The following is a 19,585-nucleotide window of genomic DNA, read 5'->3' on the forward strand; positions in this document are numbered from 1 at the left end:
GTTCGGGAAGAGCGACTTATACTGGATGGCTGGCCTTATCGGGCCGGTTCCCCTTCCCCGACTGAACGGACGTTCGCTGTGCTCGCCGTGCACGACCTCGAGATCCGCGTGGGTGCCCGCGTGCTCATGTCCGACGTGGCGTTCCGCGTCTCCGACGGCGACAAGATCGGCCTCGTCGGGCGCAACGGCGCGGGCAAGACCACGCTGACCAAGGTTCTGGCGGGTGACCTGTTGCCCTCGAACGGTGGCGTCGACCGCTCGGGCGAACTCGGCTACCTGCCGCAGGATCCCCGCTCGGGCGACCCCGAGATGCTCGCTCGCACGCGCATCCTCGATGCCCGCGGGCTCGGCTCACTCGCCCTCGGCATGCACCAGGCATCGCTGGCGATGGGTGATGACGACCCCGCCGTGGCCGCGAAGGCGATGAAGAAGTACGGCAACCTCACCGAGCGCTTCGAAGCGGCGGGCGGGTACGCGGCCGAAGCCGAGGCGGCATCCATCGCCCACAACCTGTCGTTGCCCGACCGCATCCTGGATCAGCAGCTGAAGACCCTGTCCGGCGGTCAACGCCGGCGCATCGAGCTGGCGCGCATCCTCTTCTCGGACGCGCAGACGATGATCCTCGACGAGCCGACCAACCACCTCGACGCCGACAGCGTCGTGTGGTTGCGCGAGTTCTTGAAGGGCTACAAGGGCGGGCTCATCGTGATCTCGCACGACGTCGAGCTGGTCGGCGAGACCGTGAACCGCGTGTTCTACCTGGATGCCAATCGCCAGGTGATCGACATCTACAACATGAACTGGAAGAACTACCTCCGCCAGCGGGTGGCCGACGAGGAGCGCCGCAAGAAGGAGCGCGTCAACGTCGAGAAGAAGGCCACCGCCCTGCAGCTGCAGGCCGCGCGCTTCGGCGCCAAGGCCTCGAAGGCCGCGGCGGCGCACCAGATGGTCGCTCGGGCCGAGAAGATGCTGTCGGGCCTCGACGAGGTGCGTCAGGACGAGCGGGTCGCCAAGCTCCGTTTCCCCAAGCCCGCGCCGTGCGGCAAGACGCCGCTCATGGCATCCGGTCTCTCGAAGTCGTACGGGTCACTGGAGATCTTCACCGACGTCGACCTCGCCATCGACCGCGGTTCGCGCGTGGTGATCCTGGGGTTGAACGGCGCCGGCAAGACGACGCTGCTGCGCATCCTCGCGGGTGTCGATCAGCCCGATACCGGGCAGCTCGAGCCCGGCCACGGGCTCAAGATCGGCTACTACGCGCAGGAGCACGAGAACCTCGACGTGGGTCGCTCGGTGCTCGAGAACATGATGTCGTCGGCCCCCCATATCACCGCGACCGAGGCCCGCAAGGTGCTGGGCTCCTTCCTGTTCGTGGGCGACGACGTGCTGAAGCCCGCGGGTGTGCTCTCGGGCGGCGAGAAGACGCGTCTGTCGCTGGCGACGCTGGTGGTGTCGTCGGCCAACATGCTGCTGCTCGACGAGCCGACCAACAACCTCGATCCCGCCTCGCGCGAGGAGATCCTCGGTGCCCTCTCGCACTACGAGGGCGCGGTCGTGCTCGTGTCGCACGATGAGGGAGCCGTCGAGGCGCTCAACCCCGAGCGCGTCCTCATCCTCCCCGACGGTGTCGAAGACATCTGGGGGCGCGACTACGCAGACCTGATCACGCTTGCCTGATGATGCGCGCCTGATCGGGCTCGTCTGATCGCGCGCGCCTGATCACGATCGTTTGATCGAGCGCGCCTGGTCGCGCTCGTCTGACACCGTTCGTCTCATCACGGGCGTCTCCTCACGGGCGCCTCATGACGCTCGCCTGACCCGCTGCCTGGTCGGGCGGTTCCCGGAGCCCGGCGTGATGTCGTCGCCGGGGTGTGGCGCCGGCCCGGATCTGAGCGCGTCACGCGTGCAACGGGCCTCACCGATGCCGCGATGCGGCATCCGATCTCTCAGCGGGCGTCGAGCAGGGCGTCTTCGTCGTCGGCGTCGCGGTCGCGCGGACGTTTGCGGGAGCGGTGCAGAGCGACCGGATCGACGCGGCGGCGATCGGTCGGCCGCGCCTCGCGTGCCGGGGTCGGGCTCTCGTCGTCGTCGCCTTCGCTCTCGCCGTCCTCGGCGTCCTCGGCGTCTTCGCGGCGGAGGCGGCGTTCGTTGACGATCACGTAGCCGATGAAGGCGAAGCCCATGATGGCGAAGAGGATCCACTGGATCGCGTAGGACAGATACGGGCCCGGGTCGTTGTCGGGGGGAGCGACGGTGAACGGGGCCGTCGCGGGGGCGGGCGTCTCCGACGTCAGCAGCCCGTACGCGCCCTGTTCGAGAGGGCCGGTCTGCTCGGCGACGAGGCCGAGGTTGATCGTGGGGACCTGGCCCGCCTCCGCGGTGCGTCCCGAGGTGGGAGCTGCCTCTTCGGGCCGCAGACGTACCTGGACGGTCACGGGGCCCGACGGGGGAGCGGGGATCTCGTCCGGTGCGGCCTGACGTTCACCCGGGGGCAACCAGCCACGGTCGATGAGGAAGGTGCGTCCGTCGTCGAGCCGGAACGGGACGAGCTGTTCGTACGCGGCGGACCCGCCGTGCGCGCGGTTGCGCACGAGGAGCTGCTCGTCCGCCAGATACCGACCCTCCAGGCGCACGGGGCGCCACTCGTCGGCGGGATTCATCGCGGCTCCGGGGGCGAGCAGGTCCCCGAGCGGGACGGGGGCTGCGTCGTAATTGTTCTCGACGAGCTGCAGCTGCTCGGTGCGCTCGGCGTTGCGCGAGAACTGCCAGTTCGAGAGGAACGCGCACGCGATCGCGAAGAGGATCGCGATGCCGATGTACATCGCCCACCGCGCGGCGGCGGGGGTCTCGCGCACTGTCGCGGGCGCCCTGTCGGCGACCCGCGCTCCGCGATCGCTCACGTCGTCTGCCCTGGCCACGTCTCCCAGGGTACGTCGGTCGGCTGGTTCCCGCTCACGCGCGTGGAGAGGAGAGAGCGGCGACCTCGACGGGGAAGTCTCGGGCGCTGAGGAACTCGCGCAGGTACACGACGTGTTCGTCGCACGCCACCCACGTCTTGCGTCGGTCGGCCGCGTGGATGCGGGGATTGCGCCAGCGGAGGGCCCAGACCGCGTCGTTGCGGCATCCTGCGCGCGAGCACTCCGTCTGCTCGGCGGGCGTGTGCTCCACGGCGGGCTGCGGCGCGACGGGCGGGTGTTCGACCGGCGGGCGCGCCGGGTCGATCACGACCGACCGTCGCGCGGGGGGTCGATGCGCGGGGTCTCGGCGATCCGGATGACGAGCGGGGCGTCGGGTGAAGACGGGGCCACCGGTGCAGGCCGAGGAGCTTCGAGCGCGCGTTCCGGGTTGATCGCTTTCGTCTCGGCGGCATCCTGGCCGACGTTCGCCACGATCACGGCGACGTACGGCAGGAAGATGGCGCCCGCGGCGAAGACAAAGGTGTACCAGCCGTACGGGGTGACGACGGCCATCGCGATGAAGCACGCGATGCGGATCCCCATCATCAGCATGTACTTGGCGAAACGACCGTCGGCGTCCTCCCGGGGTGCCTTGGGGAGCGACGTCGCAGACTGGGCGCGGTGTGTCTTCACAGTGGTCTCAGGGTACGCCCGTCGACGAGGGGGCCAGCGCGTTCGGTCGGACGTCTTCTCGACGTCATGACAAGCCGGGCGCGGCAGCGGGCGCCGCCGACATGGCGGCACCCGCTCGTGGTCGCTGCGGAGGTCAGGCGCCGTAACGAGCGCTCGTCCCGCTGGTGGCGGCGATCATGACCGCGATGAAGATGATGAGCAGGATGCCGAGTCCGAGACTGATGTAACCGATGAGCACACCCGACAGGGCCATGCCGCGGCCGCGTTCCCCCGTGGTCTTGACCTGCTTGAGCGAGATGTGGCCGGTGATGATGCCGACGATCTGCCCGATGAGGGGGATGACGAACAACCCGACGAGCGACGAGACGAGCGCCACGATGGCGAGCGGGTTGACGCGCGGAAGAGCGCCGCAGCCGTAGGCGGGCGCTCCGTAGGCCTGTTGGCCGTAGACCTGCTGACCGTAGGCCGCCCCCGCGTACTGGTCGCTCGCCTGCGGCGCGGAGCCGGATGCCGACGAGTCGTAGGCGGCGGCCGGGTAGGCGGGCGCGCCGTACGAGGGTGCGGGCGGCGCGGGGTACCCCGTCGACATGGGGTCGGCGCCGGGCGCCGCGGGCGCGCCGTACGCGGGTGCGGGCGGCGCGGGGTACCCCGCCGAGGCGGAGTCGCTGCGCGGTGCTGCGGGGGCGCCAGAGCCGGGCGCCGGGGGCGCGCTGTCGGCCGACGGGCTCGACGATGCGTCGGGGCCGGCGGAGTCGGGGGTGTGCCCGTACGGGGAGGGGTCGTTGGTGCGGTCGTCGCTCACGGGGTGCCTTTCATCGCGCGGGCTTCCAGCGTTCCAGCGGCGCTCGGCTCGTGTCAAACCCCGCCGGCGCGCGCCTCGCGGCGACCACCGACATCGGCGCAAGGCGCTGCTCGCTAGGCTGGGCCGATTACGTCCCCCGCCCGCACAGGAGTGTCACCATGTCCCAGGACCGCGTCGTCGTCGTCACCGGAGGAAACCGGGGCATTGGTCGTGCCATCGCCGAGCGTTTCGTCGCCGAGGGATGGAAGGTCGCCGTCACCGCCCGGTCGGGCGAGGGTCCTGAGGGCACGCTCACCGTGCGTGCCGACGTGACGGATGCCGCCGCCGTGGATGTCGCTTTCTCGCAGGTCGAGAGGGAGTTGGGCCCGATCGCGGTGGTCGTCGCCAACGCCGGTGTCACCAAGGACACCCTGTTGCTGCGCATGAGCGAGGACGACTTCGACAGCGTCGTGAACACCAACCTCGGCGGAGCGTTCCGCGTCGTCAAGCGCGCATCGAAGGGCATGCTCAAGGCACGCTGGGGTCGTGTCATCCTCATCTCGAGCGTCGTCGGGCTCTACGGCTCCGCTGGTCAGATCAATTACGCCGCGTCCAAGAGCGCCCTGGTCGGGTTCGCCCGTTCGCTGACGAGGGAACTCGGTGCCCGCGGCATCACCGCCAACGTCGTTGCGCCCGGGTTCATCGAGACCGAGATGACCGCCGAACTCACCGCCGACACCCAGGCGGAGTACAAGAAGAACATTCCCGCGGGGCGCTTCGCGTCGCCCGGCGAGGTGGCCGGTGTCGTCGCCTGGCTCGCCGGAGACGACGCGGCCTACATCTCCGGTGCGGTCATACCCGTGGACGGCGGCCTCGGGATGGGGCACTGACGTCTCCCCAGAGGTGACCTCGTCCGGCCTGCGGCCGGGGGGCGCCCACGTCTCGGGATGAGTCACCGGACTATCTTCGGGGGTGACCTCGTCCGGCCCACGGCCCGGGGTCGCTCGCGTCTCCCCAGAGGTGACCACCTCCGGCCCACGGCCGGGGTCGCTCACGTCTCGGGATGAGGGACTGACCTCTCGTCGTCGAAGCCGACCCCCGGCTCCCGGGCGGAAGCGCTCACCGAACGGCGGCCGCCAGCTTCGCCGCGAACTCCACGGGCTGCGAGAACTGCGGCCAGTGGCCTGAACCGAGGCGCACGACGTCGACATCGCGGAGCTGTCCGAACTCATCGGCGTACGCGCTCCAGTCGGCCAGGACACGAGGCAGGGATTGCGCATCGAGTTGACCCGACAGGATCGTCACGGGCACGGAGAACCGGCGGGCGTCGCCGAGGGTGAGCGATGAGGTCGGCACCCGGCCGGGGACGTCGACGACCTGCTCGGCCTCGCGGCGGCGTGTCTCGTCGTCGATGTCGGCGACGTCGTCGTGGTCGAAGAAGTCCCACCCGGGGAAGTGCACGACCCCGTCGTCGACGGGGAACTCGGAGATCATCGCCCCGGGGTGGGGGACGATCGTGTCGACGAGGATGACGCGGGCCACCCGATCGGGACGCCGATCGGTCGCGCCCCACACCACGTTTCCTCCACCGGAATGCCCGACGAGCACGACCGGCTCGGCGAAACGATCGATCTCGGTGACGACGGCGTCGACCCAGTCGTCGACCACGAGGTCGCCGACGGCGGGACCGGGCATGCTCAGCGGGTACGCTCGGTGCCCCGCGGCCTCGAGGGTGGGGATGACGTCGTCCCATGACGACGCGGTGAGCCAGAGTCCGGGAACGAGGATGATGTCCATGCGGGGAGCGTAGGACGGACCTCCGACATCGGGAAGAGGGGCTTCTCGCCGACGTCCGCGGCGGCAGCGGGGATCTCGGATCCCGGGGTCAGCGGGGGAGCAGGGGGATGACCTCGGCGAGATCGACCGCGCCGATCACGAGGTCGGCGCGCTCGCGCACCGCGGGTTTCGCGTTGAAAGCCAGGCCGAGGCCCGCGACGGCCATCATCTCGAGGTCGTTCGCACCGTCGCCGATGGCGAAGGTCGACGCGAGCGGTACGCCGTGATCGGTGGCCCACGCCCGCAGCGTCTCGGCCTTGGCCGTGGCATCCACGATCTCCCCGGCGACGTCGCCGGTGAGCTCGCCGTCGGTGGCGGCGAGCCGGTTGGCCCGCCACAGGTCGACGCCCAGGTCGGGGGCGACGGTGTCGAGCACCTCGTGGAACCCGCCCGAGACCACGCCGACCACGCCGCCCCGTTCGTGGACGGCAGTGATGAGTTCCCGCACGCCCGGGGTGGGCTCGATGCGCGCGATCGCTCGGGCGAAGGCATCAGTGGAGATCCCGGCGAGAGCCTTCACGCGCGAGCGCAGGCTCGTGGCGAAGTCGACCTCGCCGCGCATCGCCGCTTCTGTCGCCGCCGCGACCTCGGCGCCGCGACCGGCCTCGTCGGCGAGGAGCTCGATGACCTCGTTGCGGATCAGCGTGGAGTCGGCGTCGAGCACGACGAGGAAGCGGGCGGGCGCAGGCACGCGCTCGACCCTAGCGGGTCGAAGCGTCCGGGACTGATCGACGGACGCGAGTCGCCACACGGCGTCACGCGCCGACGACGATGTCGGTGGGCGCGCGTAGGCTCGTGCGGTACCCCAGACCTCCGAGAAGGGATTCCCCCATGGCCGATGTCGAGAGCTTCACCCTGGATCACACCGCCGTGCTGGCGCCCTACGTTCGTCTGATCGGCTCGGAGTCGGGGCCGCGTGGCGACGTCATCTCGAATTTCGACCTGCGCCTCGTGCAGCCGAACGAGGGCGAGATCCCCACCGCCGGCCTCCACACCATCGAGCACTTGCTCGCGAGCCTCGTGCGCGACCGCATCGACGGCCTGATCGACATCTCGCCCTTCGGATGCCGCACCGGCTTCCACGTCATCATGTGGGGCGAGCCCGAGGTCGGCGCGCTCGTCGACGCGATCTCCGACTCGCTGCGCGCGATCGCGGAAGACGTGCAGTGGGAGGACGTGCCGGGCACCGACGCCTACAGCTGCGGGAACTTCCGCGACCACAGCCTCCACAGCGCCCGCGAGTGGTCGAAGGTGGTGCTCGAGAAGGGCATCAGCCACGACGCGTTCGCCCGGGTCGGCGTCTGATTCGACGTGCGTCCGCGAGTCGGCGATCAGCCACGACGCGTGCGCGGGGTTCGTTGTGTGATTCGACGTTCGTTCGCGAGTCGGCGACCAGCCATGTCGCGTTCGCGGGGGTCGGTGTCTGAGCCGACGCGCCTCCGCGAGTCGGCGATCAGCCACGACGCGTTCCCGCGGATTCACGTCTGGTTCGACGTGTGTCGGCGCGCGGTGATCCGGCTCGGCGCGGTCGCGCGGATGGGCGTCTGACTCTCCGCCGCTTGGAACGCCAGAGGGGCGGTGACCATCGCGGTCACCGCCCCTCTGATATCCGAGGTCCCCGGCATCCGGGGTCCGGATCGGAGTCACGCGCGGACGTGCACGTCCTTGCCGACGACGGTGATGCCCGTCTCGGTGACGGTGAAACCACGGGCGAGGTCGCGGTCGCGGTCGACGCCGATGGTCGCTCCCGGCTCGAGGACGACGTTCTTGTCGAGGATCGCGCGGTGGATACGAGCTCCCGCTCCCACCTGCACACTGTCGAAGAGCACCGAATCGGTGATCGTCGAGCCGCCACCCGCGAGGGCCCACGGGCCGACGACGCTGCGCTCGAGGTGGGTTCCGGACAGAACGGAGCCGAGCGAGACGATCGAGTCGATCGCGTTGCCGATGCGCCCGACCGAGTCGCGCACGAACTTCGCCGGCGGGGCGTTGAACGTCTGCGAGTAGATCGGCCAGTCCGTGTTGTAGAGGTTGAAGATCGGCAGCGTGGAGATGAGGTCCATGTGCGCGTCGTAGAACGACTCGATCGTGCCCACGTCGCGCCAGTACGAACGGTCGCGCGGTGTCGAGCCGGGCACGTCGTTGCGCTGGAAGTCGTACACCGCCGCTTCTCCGCGATCGACGAAGTAGGGCACGATGTCGCCGCCCATGTCGTGTGCGGAGGTCGGCAGCTCGCCGTCGTGCGTGACGGCCTCGACGAGGGCATCGGCGTCGAAGATGTAGTTGCCCATCGAGGCGAGAACCTCGTGCGGGGCGTCTGCCAGGCCCGTCGGGTTCTGCGGCTTCTCGAGGAATGCGCGGATCTTCGTCGGGTCGGTCGGGTCGGTGTCGATCACGCCGAACTGGTTCGCCAGGCCGATCGGCTGACGGATGCCGGCGACGGTGGCGCGGGCGTCGGATGCGATGTGGGCATCCAGCATCTGATTGAAGTCCATGCGGTACACGTGATCGGCACCGATGACGGCCACGATGTCGGGCTTCTCGTCGCGGATGAGGTTCATCGACTGCAGGATGGCGTCGGCCGAACCCGAGAACCACCGCTTGCCGAGACGCTGCTGCGCGGGGACCGACGCGACGTAGGCGCCCAGCATGGGCGACATGCGCCAGGTCTGCGAGATGTGCCGGTCGAGGCTGTGCGACTTGTACTGCGTCAGAACGACGAGCTGTCTCAGTCCGGAGTTGATGAGGTTCGAGATCGCGAAGTCGATCAGGCGGTACTGGCCGCCGAACGGGACGGCGGGTTTTGCGCGGTCAGCCGTCAGGGGCATGAGTCGCTTTCCCTCGCCGCCGGCGAGGATGATTCCGAAGACCTTCGGCGCTGCAGGCATGGCACCACACTAGGGGTCCACGGGGGATGCGGGAATACGTGCACGGCGCGCCGTCCCCTGTACTACGGTTCGTCTCATGCGCGTCGACATCGTGACCAAGGAGTACCCGCCGGAGATCTACGGGGGAGCCGGGGTCCACGCCACCGAACTGGTCAAGGCACTGCGGGCAGACGGCACCGACGTGCAGGTGCGCGCGTTCGGTGCGGCACGCGATGAAGCGGACACGACCGCTTACGGCGTGCCCGCCGAACTGGCCTCCGCGAACGGTGCGATCCAGACTCTCGGCACCGACCTCGAGATCGTGTCCGACGTCGCCGGTGCCGACGTCGTTCACTCGCACACGTGGTACGCGAACTTCGCCGGGCACCTGGCATCCCTTCTCCACGGCATCCCGCACGTGGTGACCGCCCACAGCCTCGAGCCGCTGCGCCCCTGGAAGGCCGAACAGCTCGGTGGCGGGTATGCGGTGTCGAGCTACATCGAGAAGACGGCGTACGAGGGTGCGGCTGCCGTGGTCGCGGTGAGCTCGGGAATGCGCGATGACATCCTGCGCAGCTACCCGGCACTCGATCCCGCCAAGGTGCGCGTCATCTACAACGGCATCGACACGGAGTCGTGGCATCCGGTGTCGGACGACGACTTCCTCGCGTCGGTCGGAATCGATCCGTCACGTCCTTCCGTCGTCTTCGTCGGGCGGATCACCCGACAGAAGGGGCTGCCGTACCTGCTGCGCGCCGCCGAGCGTCTGCCGAAGGACGTGCAGCTCATCCTGTGCGCGGGTGCCCCCGACACCCCGCAGATCATGGACGAAGTGCAGGAGCTCGTGCGCGGGCTCCAGGCGACGCGCGACGGCGTCGTCTGGATCGACCGGCTGCTCCCGCGCAACGAGCTGTGCGCCATCCTGACCGCGGCGACGACGTTCGTGTGCCCGTCGGTGTACGAGCCCCTCGGCATCGTCAACCTCGAGGCGATGGCGTGCGGTGCGGCCGTCGTCGGGACCGCCACGGGCGGGATTCCCGAGGTCGTCGTCGACGGTGTCACGGGGCGTCTCGTGCCCATCGAACAGGTGCAGGACGGCACGGGGACGCCGGTCGATCCGGAACGGTTCGTGGCGGACCTCGCCCGCGTGCTCACCGAGGTGGTGACGGATGCCGACACCGCCCGCGCCTATGGCCAGGCCGGGCGTCAGCGGGCCATCGACGACTTCAGCTGGGCAGCGATCGCCGAGACCACAGCGGCGTTGTACGCGGAGGTCTCGGGGAAGTAGGTGCCGGCGGGCGGGTCTGCGTTGCTGCGGCCGGGTCTGATCCGCTGAGCCGTTCGTGGCGGGCGATGCGCGTCGTCGTGTTCGGGTGTGGTTCGCCGAGCCGCTCCGCGTGTGCACGGCTGCGACCGGAGGCCCTCGGAGTGAGATGCGCTGGGGCTCTCCCCAGAGCGACCGCGTCTCGCATGGGTGGCGGTGTCGCGCGGCTAGGCTAGCTCTATGCCGCAGGTGCTCGAGTTCTCCGATGTCGTCGTCCGCCGCAACGGTCGGGACATCGTGTCCCACCTCGATTGGACGGTCTCGGATGACGAGCGCTGGGTGGTGCTCGGTCCGAACGGTGCCGGCAAGACCACCGTTCTGCAGCTCGCGGACACCCTGCTGCACCCCACGTCGGGTGCCGTGACGATCCTCGGCGAACGGCTCGGTCGTACCGACGTGTTCGAGTTGCGTCCTCGCATCGGCTTCGCCTCGTCGGCGATGGCTCGGCGCGTGCCGGCGGAAGAGACCGTGCTCGACATCGTGCTGACGGCGGCGTTCTCGGTGGTCGGTCGGTGGCGTGAGGATTACGACGACATCGACGAGCGTCGTGCGCTGCGTGTGCTGGCCGAGTGGAAGCTCGACCACCTCGCCGACCGCACCTTCGGGACGCTGAGCGACGGGGAGCAGAAGCGCGTGCAGATCGCTCGCGCCGTCATGACCGACCCCGAGCTGTTGTTGCTCGACGAACCCACGGCCAGCCTCGATCTCGGTGCACGCGAAGAGCTTCTGGGCCTGCTGTCCGGCTATGCGCAGGCGCCGACGACGCCCGCGATGGTCATGGTCACGCACCACGTCGAAGAGATCCCCATCGGGTTCACGCACGTGCTGCTGCTGCGCGACGGGGATGTCGTCGCATCCGGTCCTCTCGAGGTGGCGCTGACGGCAGAGAATCTCACGGCGACCTTCGGTCTCGAGATCACGCTCACCCACGAGGGTGGTCGGTACGCCGCGCGGGCGGTGTGACGCTCGATGGTGTGACGCGCGGCGGTCCCACCGGGGGCGCTGAGGGAGCGGCATGACAGCGTGGTGATGCCGTCGTCGGAGATGCGCCCCCGTGGGGCGGTGGACAGCCCTGGCCGCCGTTCGAACCCCGGCCTGGTAGACTCCCCTGTTGGTGCCTCCGGCGCCGCAGACTTTGACGTCCTGGCAGAATCCAGGACACCACTTCTCAAAGGACCTCCCATGAAGACTGACACCCACCCCACGTACAAGGCCGTCGTGTTCCGCGACCTCGGCTCGGGCGACACGTTCCTCACCCGTTCGACCGTCTCCAGCGACAAGACGATCGAGCTCGACGGCGTGGAGTACCCCGTCATCGACGTGGAGATCTCGTCGGCTTCGCACCCGTTCTACACGGGCAAGCAGCGCATCATGGACTCGGCCGGTCGTGTCGAGAAGTTCAACCAGCGCTTCAAGAACTTCGGCGGTCGTTGATCCTCAGCGGTTCCGCTGCGAGAGCCCCTCGTCCCTCGGGACGGGGGGCTTTTCGTTGGTGGTCGGGAGAGACGGCGGTGGGCAACGCCTCGTCAGGGATGGCGCCGTAGGGAATTCCGCGGCAGGAGGCGCTGCGGTTGGGATCCCTGTGTAGGGACGTTGCGTCGTGGGATCTGCCGCGGGGGGAACTGCGTCGGAGGGAACTGCAGCAGAAGCATGTTGCGTCGAGGGGCCCCACGTCGGTGACGCTACGTCAGGCGGAGGCTGTGGGGGAGTGACGCCGCGAGAGAGAGGCTGAGCGTTCGTAGGCTCCGAGGTCTGTTCGCCGGTCGCTCCACATGCGCTGGTCGCGGCGAGCTTCGTCCACGAGGGCGGGGTCGATCTCGGCGATCGCCAGTCCCTCCCGCTCGGTGACGTCGGCAATGCGGCGGCCCAGGGGGTCGAAGACCGCCGAGCCACCGATGAAGTCGCTCGGGGCGCCGACGAGGCCGCTGTAGACGACGTACATGCCGTTGTCGAGGGCGCGCGCGGCCAGGTGCAGGTCGCGACGGCGTTCTCCACCAGGAAAGTAGGCCCCACTGTTGAGATAGACGGTCGCGCCTGCGGCGGCCGCAGCGGCGGCGTGCTCGGGGAAGTTCGCGTCGTAGCAGACCGACAGCGCGAAGCGGAGGTCGCCGACCCCGAAAGAGTAGCCGCGCGTCCCTGGGGTGAAGATCTCCCGTTCGGGCGCATGGAGGTGCTGCTTGGCGTAGGCAGGGTGCGGGCGTCGGCCGGGGACGATCAGGAGGTCGGTGAGGGTGCGGTGTTCGCCGGCCTGGAGGGCGGTGTTCACGACTGCGGTCACGCCGGTCTCGTCCACGGCGGTTTGCAGCGGCTGCAGCCAGGTGCGGTGCTCGAGGTGCGGGAGCACGCCCGCGAACACGGTCTTGTCGTACCCGGTGAGGAAAGCCTCGGGGAAGAGGACGACATCGGCGGCGGCGGCCGAGCTGTCCGCGACGAAGCGCGCGGCGCGGGCAACGTTGTGCTCTACGGCACCGGGGACGGCCTCGGCCTGGACGCTGGCGATGCGGACGGTCACGGGGACAGCTTGTCAGGGTGTGGATCGTAACGTCGTGTACCGGGGACCCGTGGTCGCCTGGAGGGGGTGAACCGGTGCGCTGGCGACACCGCGGGTTCGAGCGCGGGGAGGGCGGCGCCCGGTGAGCGGCGCGGGGCAGGCGAGTCAATCTGCGTGATCGAGCCAGGATGGGTAGATAGGGGTGCGCGCGAGATGGGTATGGCCGATGTCTCTCGTCGAGTCCGGACGGCCGTGAATGGTTGACTCGACGGGTGGATCTAGAGCGATACAAGCCTGCGGATGTCGAGGCGCTGACAGCGTTCCTCAGAGACGCAGATCTCACGCTGAGCGGCCTGGATGCGCCGAGCGTGCGGTTGTGGCTCGACCGGGACGAGGCGGGGGTGATCGTCGGCAGCACCGGGTATGAGATCAGCGGCGATGGTCACCACGCACTCATCCGGAGCGTTGCCGTCAGCCCGATGCAGCGTAGTCGCGGGCGCGGCGGTGGCCTAGCGAGATTCGCGCTCGATCGGGCTGTGGAAGAGGGCGCGAACAGGGCGTGGCTGTTCAGTCGCCGATCTGGCCCGTTCTGGCGGAAACTGGGTTTCGAGTCCGTCGCTAACGACCAGCTCACCGAGGCGCTGGCAGACACCCATCAGGTGCGGCTTTTCCAGCAGACAGGGCAGCTGGAGCGTGAGTTCGCGTGGTCGCGCGCTCTCACGGCGATCTGATCCGCTCAGGCATCAATCGAGTTCGCGTGCGGCCAATGGAGGGCGACGTCGCGAAGCATGGCGTAGAACGTCGGAGCGGTGGGTGAGCCGGGATGAACCGGTGAGCGGCGGTGGCGCGCTGCGTTGGGAAGCGGGCTCGTGGTCTGCCGAACGTCCGTACCCCGCCAACGGAGGCTCGCAGGGGGGCACGAGTGGCCGAGAGCTGAAGCGCCCGAGTGCGCGAGCGGTCGTTGGACTGGGGCGACGGAATGCTTGAGCGGACGAGCGCGCGAGCGCGCTCTCGCCGACGGGTCTGGTTCGATGTCGCTGCCCGTGACAGCATGACTGAGTGGAGCACCCGCGCATGTTCGACGAACACGATGAGGCCCTGATCTGGGTCCGTGCGGTGTGTCTTGCCTACCCCGAGGCTTCTGAACGGATCAGTCACGGTCGGCCGAACTTCTTCGTCCGACGTTCCTTCTGCTTCTTCGGCGGAAGCGAGCGCATCGACGGGTCGTGGGTGGCGCACGATCATGCCGTGCTGGTCAAGCCCGACCCGAATGACGCTCCCGCGTACCGCGAGGACCCGCGGTACTTCGTCCCCGCCTATCTCGGCCCGAAGGGGTGGATCGGCGTCGAGCTCGACGCGGTCGACCCTGACGAGGCGGCCGAGTTGATCGACGCCTCGTATCGCGTGACGGCTCCGGCCCGCTTGGTGCGGTCACTCGACGAAGGGTGAACGGAAGCGGGGGAAGAGCACCGCGGGAGGAAGGCGGAAACGGGGGTCGTACGGAACGGCGGACGCGGCCGAGCCACGGCCGGAGCATTCCGGCGCGCCACACATGCGGGGCGAGAGTCCGGCGCGTGAGACGTCGGACATGAGGAGAACGTACGACGAAGCCCGACGCGGGCGAGCGGTGTCAGAACGGGGGCGCATCGGTGTCGTACCGGCCACCCAGCGGCGAGGTCCAGCTCAGGGCGCCTGAGCCAGGATCGCGAGTGGGGGTCCATCGCGTTTCGTGACGCAGGCGGTGATGATGTCGGCACTTCGGGTCGAGGTTGTCGTCGTCGGTGGGGCCGCCGTCGGCCCACGCGGTTCGGTGATCGATGTCGCAATCTCGAGCGGCGCGGCCGCACCCGGGGAAGACGCAGGCGGGCGAGGTGACGCCGAGCCAGCGCCGCAGGGCGACGGGCACACGGTAGGTCGAGCGATTGAGCACGAGCGGGGCACCGGTGACGGGATGCGTGAGGAGCCGGATCCATGACGTCGCCGTGCCCGCCAGTCGCCGTGCGGTGTCGAGGTCGATCGGGCCGTAGCCCTCGAGAGTCGCCGGCTCGGTGTCGCGCCCGAGAAGCGTGAGCGCGGGAACAGTGACGACGACCGTCGCCGGTGGACCCCCGCGGAAGGTACGCGGAGTCGAGATTGCATTCGGGGTCGGCATGTCAGCCGCCGGCGCGTCGTCGGCGGCCAGCGCTTCGTCGGCCTTGCTGCGACCCTCGGCCGAAACCGGCCCGTCGTCGCTCGTCATCGTGACGAGGTCGGCGAAGGCGTCCGCCCGCAGCTGCATCAGCGTGCGATCCTCATCGGCGCACGCCCGGAGGTGACGCGCCGCCCGATCGAGACGGGACATGACCGCTTTCGCGCGATCGGCAGGCAGGAGCGCGTGAATCGTGGCCATACCGTCGAGTTCCGGCGTCAGCCACACTCCACGGTCGCCCGCGGCGCGACGGTGCCGCGACTCTAGCGACTCGGCGTGAACGCGCTCGCGCACCGCCCGCGCGGCGACGGCGAACTTCGCGGGCGGAAGGACCTGCGCCCGGGTGCACGCTTCGTCGTCGAAGCGGTGGAAGGCGGCCGTGTCGCCCGCGGGGAGGGTCGCTGCCAGGCGCGCGGCGTCGACGGCATGCTTCTCGGAGATGCGACCGTCGCCGAACGCTGCCCAGAGCTGCGGGCAGCCGCCGACAAGTGTGCGTGCATGCGCGGCGCGCGTTCGCACGGTCTGCTCCGACAGATGCAGCCGCACGGCGATCTCCGCAACGGCGGCACGTTCCGCCAGCTCGACGCGGTCGCGCTGGACGGCTCGGGGCGTGCGGCCGCGGGCGTCATGCCACGCGCGGTCGAGAGTGGGGTCAGGTCCCATCCAGGGTGCGGGATCGAATGCGGCGTCGTCGAGGACCGAGAGGATCAGCCGGTACTCCTCGGCCGTGGCCCGCTGGCGCTCGCTGACGACGGACTCGAGATGCCCGAGTCGCGCGTCGAGGTCGGATGCCGCGTACCCCGAGCCGTCACGAGAGTCGGGCAGAGGCTCCACCTCGGACAGGGGCTCACCATCGGCGGGCTCTGGCTCGTCGGCGGTCCACCACTCGACGTCGCCGCTCTCGCGACGTGCTGCCCACTCGGCATCCGGATCGAGCTCGTCATGGGTCGGCCACGGCGCTCCATCGCACGCCCGGAACACCGGCGTCGGCCGATCTGCGGGACGTGCGGTTCGGGTCATGGCTGAACGGTATCGGGGACCTCCGACATCGGGTCGGAAGGCGGGGCGTCTCGCCACTACGCACCCTCTCCACGACGAACCGCCCCCGCCCCGGGAATCGAGGAGGCGAGGGCGTTTCGTCACCTGCGAATCAGAGCGTGTCGGATCCGCGCGACCCGGCGTCGTCGCGCGGTCGCCACCGACAGGGCGGCACCCGCAATCAGTGCGCCGGTCGCCCACAGGAGCGCCGCGACCGGCGCCTCCGTTCCGGTCATGCCGAGCTGCCCGCGGGCGGGAACCGGGGTCGTCGCCGACGGGGACGGCGAAGGAGCACCGGGGAGGACGGTCGCCGCGATGACGGGACCGAACGCCGCACTCGTGCGCGTCTGGTCGAGGTACCCGGTGAGCGATCCGGTGACGGTCACCGTCACCGAACGTCCCTCGGTGCCGGGCGGGATCGTGAACCTCGAGGCGGTGGCATCCGGGACAGACGTTCCGTCGATCGCCCAGGAGTAGGTGAAGGTGGTGTCGGCGGTCCACCCGGGAGTCGTCGCCGTGAGTGTCGAGCCGACCGCGGTGCTGCCGGTGATCACGGGAGCCTGCGCGTCCACCGGGTACTCCTGCACCGCGAGAGTGCTCGCGCAGACCGCGCACGTCCCGCCCAGGCTCGTCACGGCTTCGGTGGAGAGGGCGCCACCCGACGCGTCGTCGTCGACCGAGACCTCGAAGGTCACCGCGGCGGTCACGCCGGGATCGGTGGCGGGGATGGTCCAGACCAGCTTGTCACCGGTCACGCTCAGGCCGGCGGGAAGGGTGGCCACGTCGATTGAGGCGCGATTCAGGATGCCGGAGAGGCCGAGCGTTGCGGTCGAGGAGGCGAGCGGCACAAGTCCGGTGTTCTCCGCGCGGAGGGTGTAGCTCGCGGAGGTTCCGCGCTCGAGGGGTGCCGTCGCGCCCGTGGTGAGGGACAGGTCGAACTGGTCGGGCCACGCCGGCTTGTCGGCATCCAGGATCCAGTCCTGATAGAACGCGGTCAGGTCGCGACCCGAGACGTCCTCGGCGAGGGCGCGCAGGTCGGCGCCGGTCCTACTCGTGCCCCCGAAGGTGCCCTGCCACTGCGCCACGAGCGTGAAGAACGCATCGTCGCCGATCGCGACGCGGAGGGCGGCCCAGAACTGTGCCGAGCGGTCGTACGTCTGGTATCCGTAAAGCGTCGCGGAGTCGGTCTGAGCGCCCGGGGCGATGCTCCAGCTGCCGTCACCGGCGGGGGTGCTGTTCCAGGCGCCGAATTGCGCGTCGCGCGACGAGGTGCCTGCACCGAACCCGTCGCTGCCGGCGTAGAAGCTCTCGGACCAGGTGGCCATGCCCTCGGCGACCCAGATGTCGGTCCACGTCGTGGGGGAGACGTTGTTGCCGTACCACTGGTGCGCGAGCTCGTGGACGAGGGTGCTGAAACCGATCCGGGACGGGAAGAACGACCGGTCCTGGGTCTCCAGGGCGTAGTTGATGCCGCTCGGGACCTGGTCGACGACGACGCCGGCGCTCCGGCCGGGATAGGGGCCGTAGATCGACTCCAGGTTGCGGATGATCGGCCCGAGCTCGTCGACCGCGGTGGTCACGGTCGCCTTGTCGCCGGCGGGGAGGGTGGAGTCGACGAACGACCAGGCGGGGATCGTGCTGCCATCACGCAGTGCGACCGTCGACTCGATGACGTCGTAGCGTCCGATCGAGATGATCACCAATTCGGATGCCATCTGCTTCGTCTGCTGCCACTGCCACCTCGTGCGGGTGCCGTCGCTCGACGGGGTCTTCGAGATCAGTTCGCCGTTGCTCACCGCGGCGGCCGGGGCCGCTCCCGCTCCTGTCGAATCCGTAAGGGTCGTGGGCACGTCGACCGAGATCGAGTAAGTCGCTTTGTCGCCGGGGGTGTTGTTGTGCGGGAAGCCGGTCATGTTGCCGATGGGTTGACCGAGCATCGTCGCACCGTCGGTGGTGGCGTTCCACCCCTCGTACGACCCGTCCGCGTCGACGTGCGCCTCCGGGACGCCGTGGTAGGCGACCGACACGGAGAACTCCCCGCTGACGGGAGTGGCCGGCGTGACGATCAGCTTGTATTCGATGTCTCCCGCGTCGATGTCGCGCTGCCACGCCGCGGGGGTTCCGTTCACGGTGACGGCGTCGACCGCGAGCCCCTCGAAGTCGAGCGAGAAGGTGCGCAGGGGAGCTGCGGCACGGGCCGTCATCGTCGAGGTCGCGACGAGGCTGCCCGCCACGACCTGGCCCGTCTGCACGGCATCCGGGGTCCACGCGATGTCGATGTCGTAGTCGAGGGCGTCGTAGCCGCCGTTGCCGACGTTCGGGAACATCGCGTCTCCCGCCGTGCGCGCGCCGTCGACGGCGTCGTCCGCTTGCGCGGGCGCCACCGCGGAGGAGACGAGTCCCGCCGCGAGCACGGCCGCGCCGACGGCGAGGAGAAAGCGGCGGAATGCGAGACGGCGCGGGAGCGTCGCTGTCGGTTCGTGGCGCATGTGTTCTGTCATCCGTTCGGGGAGATTCGGCACCGTCGCTCGTGAGGTCGGCGCCGAGGCGGTCACCGCCACCGTAGGGGCCTCACGTTTCGTGAGGGTGTCGGACGAGGACGGGATCTGTCACCGAAGATGCCGAGAGGAGGATGCCGACGCTCCGGGGCATCCTTCGGGGCGACCTCAACGGATCGGCCATGCCCCATCGATCGCCGGAGCTGCGGCATCGAGCCGACCGATCTTGACGAAGTACTCGGTGAGGCTCGCCGCCTGCGCGCGCGCCCAGGCGATCTGACGGGTGTGGAGTTCGTCGAGAGTGGGAGGCAGCCAGGGGCCGAATCGCTCGGCGAGTGCCAGGGCGAGACGGCCCGCCGCGACGGCGTCGGCGCAGGCCTCATGAGCCGACTCGAGGGGAACGGCGTAATGCTCGGCGACGACGGAGAGCGTTCGCTTGCCCCGACGGTAGCGGTCGAACGTCTTGTCGACGACCAGAGGGTCGATGACCGGGGAGGGCGCGGCGATCGGGGCGACGCCGTGACGCACGGCCTCGTTCTTCAGCAGAGAGAAGTCGAACGGTGCGTTGTAGGCCACGACCGGGATGCCGGCGGCGAACAGGGCTTCGAGGGCGTCGACGACCTCGGCGACCACGCGCGGCGCGGGGGCGCCCTCGGCCCGCGCCCGCTCGGTCGTGATGCCGTGGATCGCGGCAGCCCCGTCGGGGATCACGACGCCGGGGTCGGCCAGCCAGTCGCGCGCGTCGACGACGTTGCCGTCGGCATCGAGGACGCCGACGTGCGCGGTGACGATCCGGTCGTTCCCGACGTCGATCCCGGTGGTCTCGAGATCGAACACGCCGATCAGGCGCGCCCACTCGGGCGTCTGGAAGAGGGAGAGCGGCTCGGCCTGCCACGTGGTCATGGGGTCACCGTAGATCGAGGGTCCGACATCGCCGTCGAGGCGCGCAGACCGCGGACGGATGCCGGGAGG

General features: G+C 69.6%; 19 protein-coding genes. 8 read left to right on the top strand and 11 right to left on the bottom strand.

Translation table 11 applies throughout. The features are described 5' to 3' along the window. Positions 1 to 78 precede the first annotated feature (78 nt). On the top strand, positions 79 to 1,677 hold the full coding sequence (locus tag MT347_RS06130) for an ABC-F family ATP-binding cassette domain-containing protein (RefSeq protein WP_243499172.1): 1,599 nt from the start codon (positions 79 to 81) through the stop codon (positions 1,675 to 1,677). A gap of 269 nt (positions 1,678 to 1,946) precedes the next feature. Here the strand turns inward: MT347_RS06130 and MT347_RS06135 are convergent, their stop codons facing one another. The 4 genes from MT347_RS06135 to MT347_RS06150 all read right to left on the bottom strand — a co-directional run bounded on the left by MT347_RS06135 (position 1,947) and on the right by MT347_RS06150 (position 4,392). Then, the gene (locus MT347_RS06135; RefSeq protein WP_243499761.1) at positions 1,947 to 2,822 is read right to left on the bottom strand and encodes an SURF1 family protein; all 876 of its coding nucleotides are present in this window, start codon (positions 2,820 to 2,822) and stop codon (positions 1,947 to 1,949) included. Positions 2,823 to 2,952: 130 nt separating this feature from the next. Continuing rightward, complete coding sequence (locus MT347_RS06140; RefSeq protein WP_374206508.1) at positions 2,953 to 3,225, bottom strand: hypothetical protein; 273 nt, start codon at positions 3,223 to 3,225, stop codon at positions 2,953 to 2,955. After that, positions 3,222 to 3,590: a DUF3099 domain-containing protein gene (locus tag MT347_RS06145; protein ID WP_243499174.1), complete on the bottom strand. Its 369-nt coding sequence runs from the start codon at positions 3,588 to 3,590 to the stop codon at positions 3,222 to 3,224. Before MT347_RS06145 ends, MT347_RS06140 begins: the two co-directional genes overlap by 4 nt. Positions 3,591 to 3,723: 133 nt before the next feature. Then, complete coding sequence (locus MT347_RS06150; RefSeq protein WP_243499176.1) at positions 3,724 to 4,392, bottom strand: DUF4190 domain-containing protein; 669 nt, start codon at positions 4,390 to 4,392, stop codon at positions 3,724 to 3,726. 158 nt (positions 4,393 to 4,550) lie between these two features. Between MT347_RS06150 and fabG the strand changes: the two genes are divergently transcribed. After that, on the top strand, positions 4,551 to 5,261 hold the full coding sequence (gene fabG, locus MT347_RS06155; RefSeq protein ID WP_243499178.1) for a 3-oxoacyl-ACP reductase FabG: 711 nt from the start codon (positions 4,551 to 4,553) through the stop codon (positions 5,259 to 5,261). A gap of 229 nt (positions 5,262 to 5,490) precedes the next feature. On the opposite strand, the gene MT347_RS06160 is transcribed toward fabG, so the two are convergent. Then, a complete protein-coding gene (locus MT347_RS06160; protein ID WP_243499180.1) occupies positions 5,491 to 6,168 on the bottom strand; it encodes an alpha/beta fold hydrolase in 678 nt (225 codons plus the stop codon). 88 nt (positions 6,169 to 6,256) lie between these two features. Next, on the bottom strand, positions 6,257 to 6,898 hold the full coding sequence (gene serB, locus MT347_RS06165) for a phosphoserine phosphatase SerB (protein ID WP_243499182.1): 642 nt from the start codon (positions 6,896 to 6,898) through the stop codon (positions 6,257 to 6,259). A 140-nt stretch (positions 6,899 to 7,038) separates the two neighbouring features. On the opposite strand from serB, the gene MT347_RS06170 reads away from it, so the two are divergent. Next, a complete protein-coding gene (locus tag MT347_RS06170; protein WP_243499184.1) occupies positions 7,039 to 7,512 on the top strand; it encodes an S-ribosylhomocysteine lyase in 474 nt (157 codons plus the stop codon). Positions 7,513 to 7,850: 338 nt separating this feature from the next. Here the strand turns inward: MT347_RS06170 and glgC are convergent, their stop codons facing one another. Then, positions 7,851 to 9,095 carry a glucose-1-phosphate adenylyltransferase gene (glgC, locus tag MT347_RS06175; RefSeq protein ID WP_243499186.1) on the bottom strand — a complete coding sequence of 415 codons (1,245 nt, stop codon included), beginning with the start codon at positions 9,093 to 9,095 and terminating at the stop codon, positions 7,851 to 7,853. Between the two features lie 76 nt (positions 9,096 to 9,171). Here glgC and glgA point away from each other — a divergent pair, with 76 nt between their 5' ends. The 3 genes from glgA (at position 9,172) to MT347_RS06190 (ending at position 11,832) form a co-directional block, all read left to right on the top strand. After that, positions 9,172 to 10,362 carry a glycogen synthase gene (glgA, locus tag MT347_RS06180; protein ID WP_243499188.1) on the top strand — a complete coding sequence of 397 codons (1,191 nt, stop codon included), beginning with the start codon at positions 9,172 to 9,174 and terminating at the stop codon, positions 10,360 to 10,362. Between the two features lie 216 nt (positions 10,363 to 10,578). Continuing rightward, on the top strand, positions 10,579 to 11,361 hold the full coding sequence (locus tag MT347_RS06185; RefSeq protein ID WP_243499190.1) for an ABC transporter ATP-binding protein: 783 nt from the start codon (positions 10,579 to 10,581) through the stop codon (positions 11,359 to 11,361). Between the two features lie 219 nt (positions 11,362 to 11,580). Further along, entirely contained in the window at positions 11,581 to 11,832 is a 252-nt protein-coding gene (locus MT347_RS06190; RefSeq protein WP_055955082.1) for a type B 50S ribosomal protein L31, read from the top strand. A 253-nt stretch (positions 11,833 to 12,085) separates the two neighbouring features. Here MT347_RS06190 and MT347_RS06195 read toward each other — a convergent pair whose 3' ends face one another. Next, complete coding sequence (locus MT347_RS06195; RefSeq protein WP_243499192.1) at positions 12,086 to 12,910, bottom strand: carbon-nitrogen hydrolase family protein; 825 nt, start codon at positions 12,908 to 12,910, stop codon at positions 12,086 to 12,088. Positions 12,911 to 13,161: 251 nt separating this feature from the next. On the opposite strand from MT347_RS06195, the gene MT347_RS06200 reads away from it, so the two are divergent. Both MT347_RS06200 and MT347_RS06205 read left to right on the top strand, forming a co-directional pair. Continuing rightward, the gene (locus MT347_RS06200) at positions 13,162 to 13,620 is read left to right on the top strand and encodes a GNAT family N-acetyltransferase (RefSeq protein ID WP_243499194.1); all 459 of its coding nucleotides are present in this window, start codon (positions 13,162 to 13,164) and stop codon (positions 13,618 to 13,620) included. A gap of 343 nt (positions 13,621 to 13,963) precedes the next feature. Further along, positions 13,964 to 14,338 carry an MmcQ/YjbR family DNA-binding protein gene (locus MT347_RS06205; RefSeq protein WP_243499196.1) on the top strand — a complete coding sequence of 125 codons (375 nt, stop codon included), beginning with the start codon at positions 13,964 to 13,966 and terminating at the stop codon, positions 14,336 to 14,338. 181 nt (positions 14,339 to 14,519) lie between these two features. Here MT347_RS06205 and MT347_RS06210 read toward each other — a convergent pair whose 3' ends face one another. The 3 genes from MT347_RS06210 to MT347_RS06220 all read right to left on the bottom strand — a co-directional run bounded on the left by MT347_RS06210 (position 14,520) and on the right by MT347_RS06220 (position 19,516). Then, a complete protein-coding gene (locus MT347_RS06210) occupies positions 14,520 to 16,097 on the bottom strand; it encodes an HNH endonuclease signature motif containing protein (RefSeq protein ID WP_243499198.1) in 1,578 nt (525 codons plus the stop codon). A 119-nt stretch (positions 16,098 to 16,216) separates the two neighbouring features. Further along, complete coding sequence (locus tag MT347_RS06215) at positions 16,217 to 18,616, bottom strand: M1 family metallopeptidase (protein ID WP_243499200.1); 2,400 nt, start codon at positions 18,614 to 18,616, stop codon at positions 16,217 to 16,219. Positions 18,617 to 18,781: 165 nt separating this feature from the next. After that, the gene (locus MT347_RS06220; protein WP_243499202.1) at positions 18,782 to 19,516 is read right to left on the bottom strand and encodes an exonuclease domain-containing protein; all 735 of its coding nucleotides are present in this window, start codon (positions 19,514 to 19,516) and stop codon (positions 18,782 to 18,784) included. Positions 19,517 to 19,585: the final 69 nt, after the last annotated feature.

Origin of the sequence: Microbacterium sp. VKM Ac-2923, assembly GCF_022815605.1 — a bacterium.
Lineage (GTDB): Bacteria > Actinomycetota > Actinomycetes > Actinomycetales > Microbacteriaceae > Microbacterium.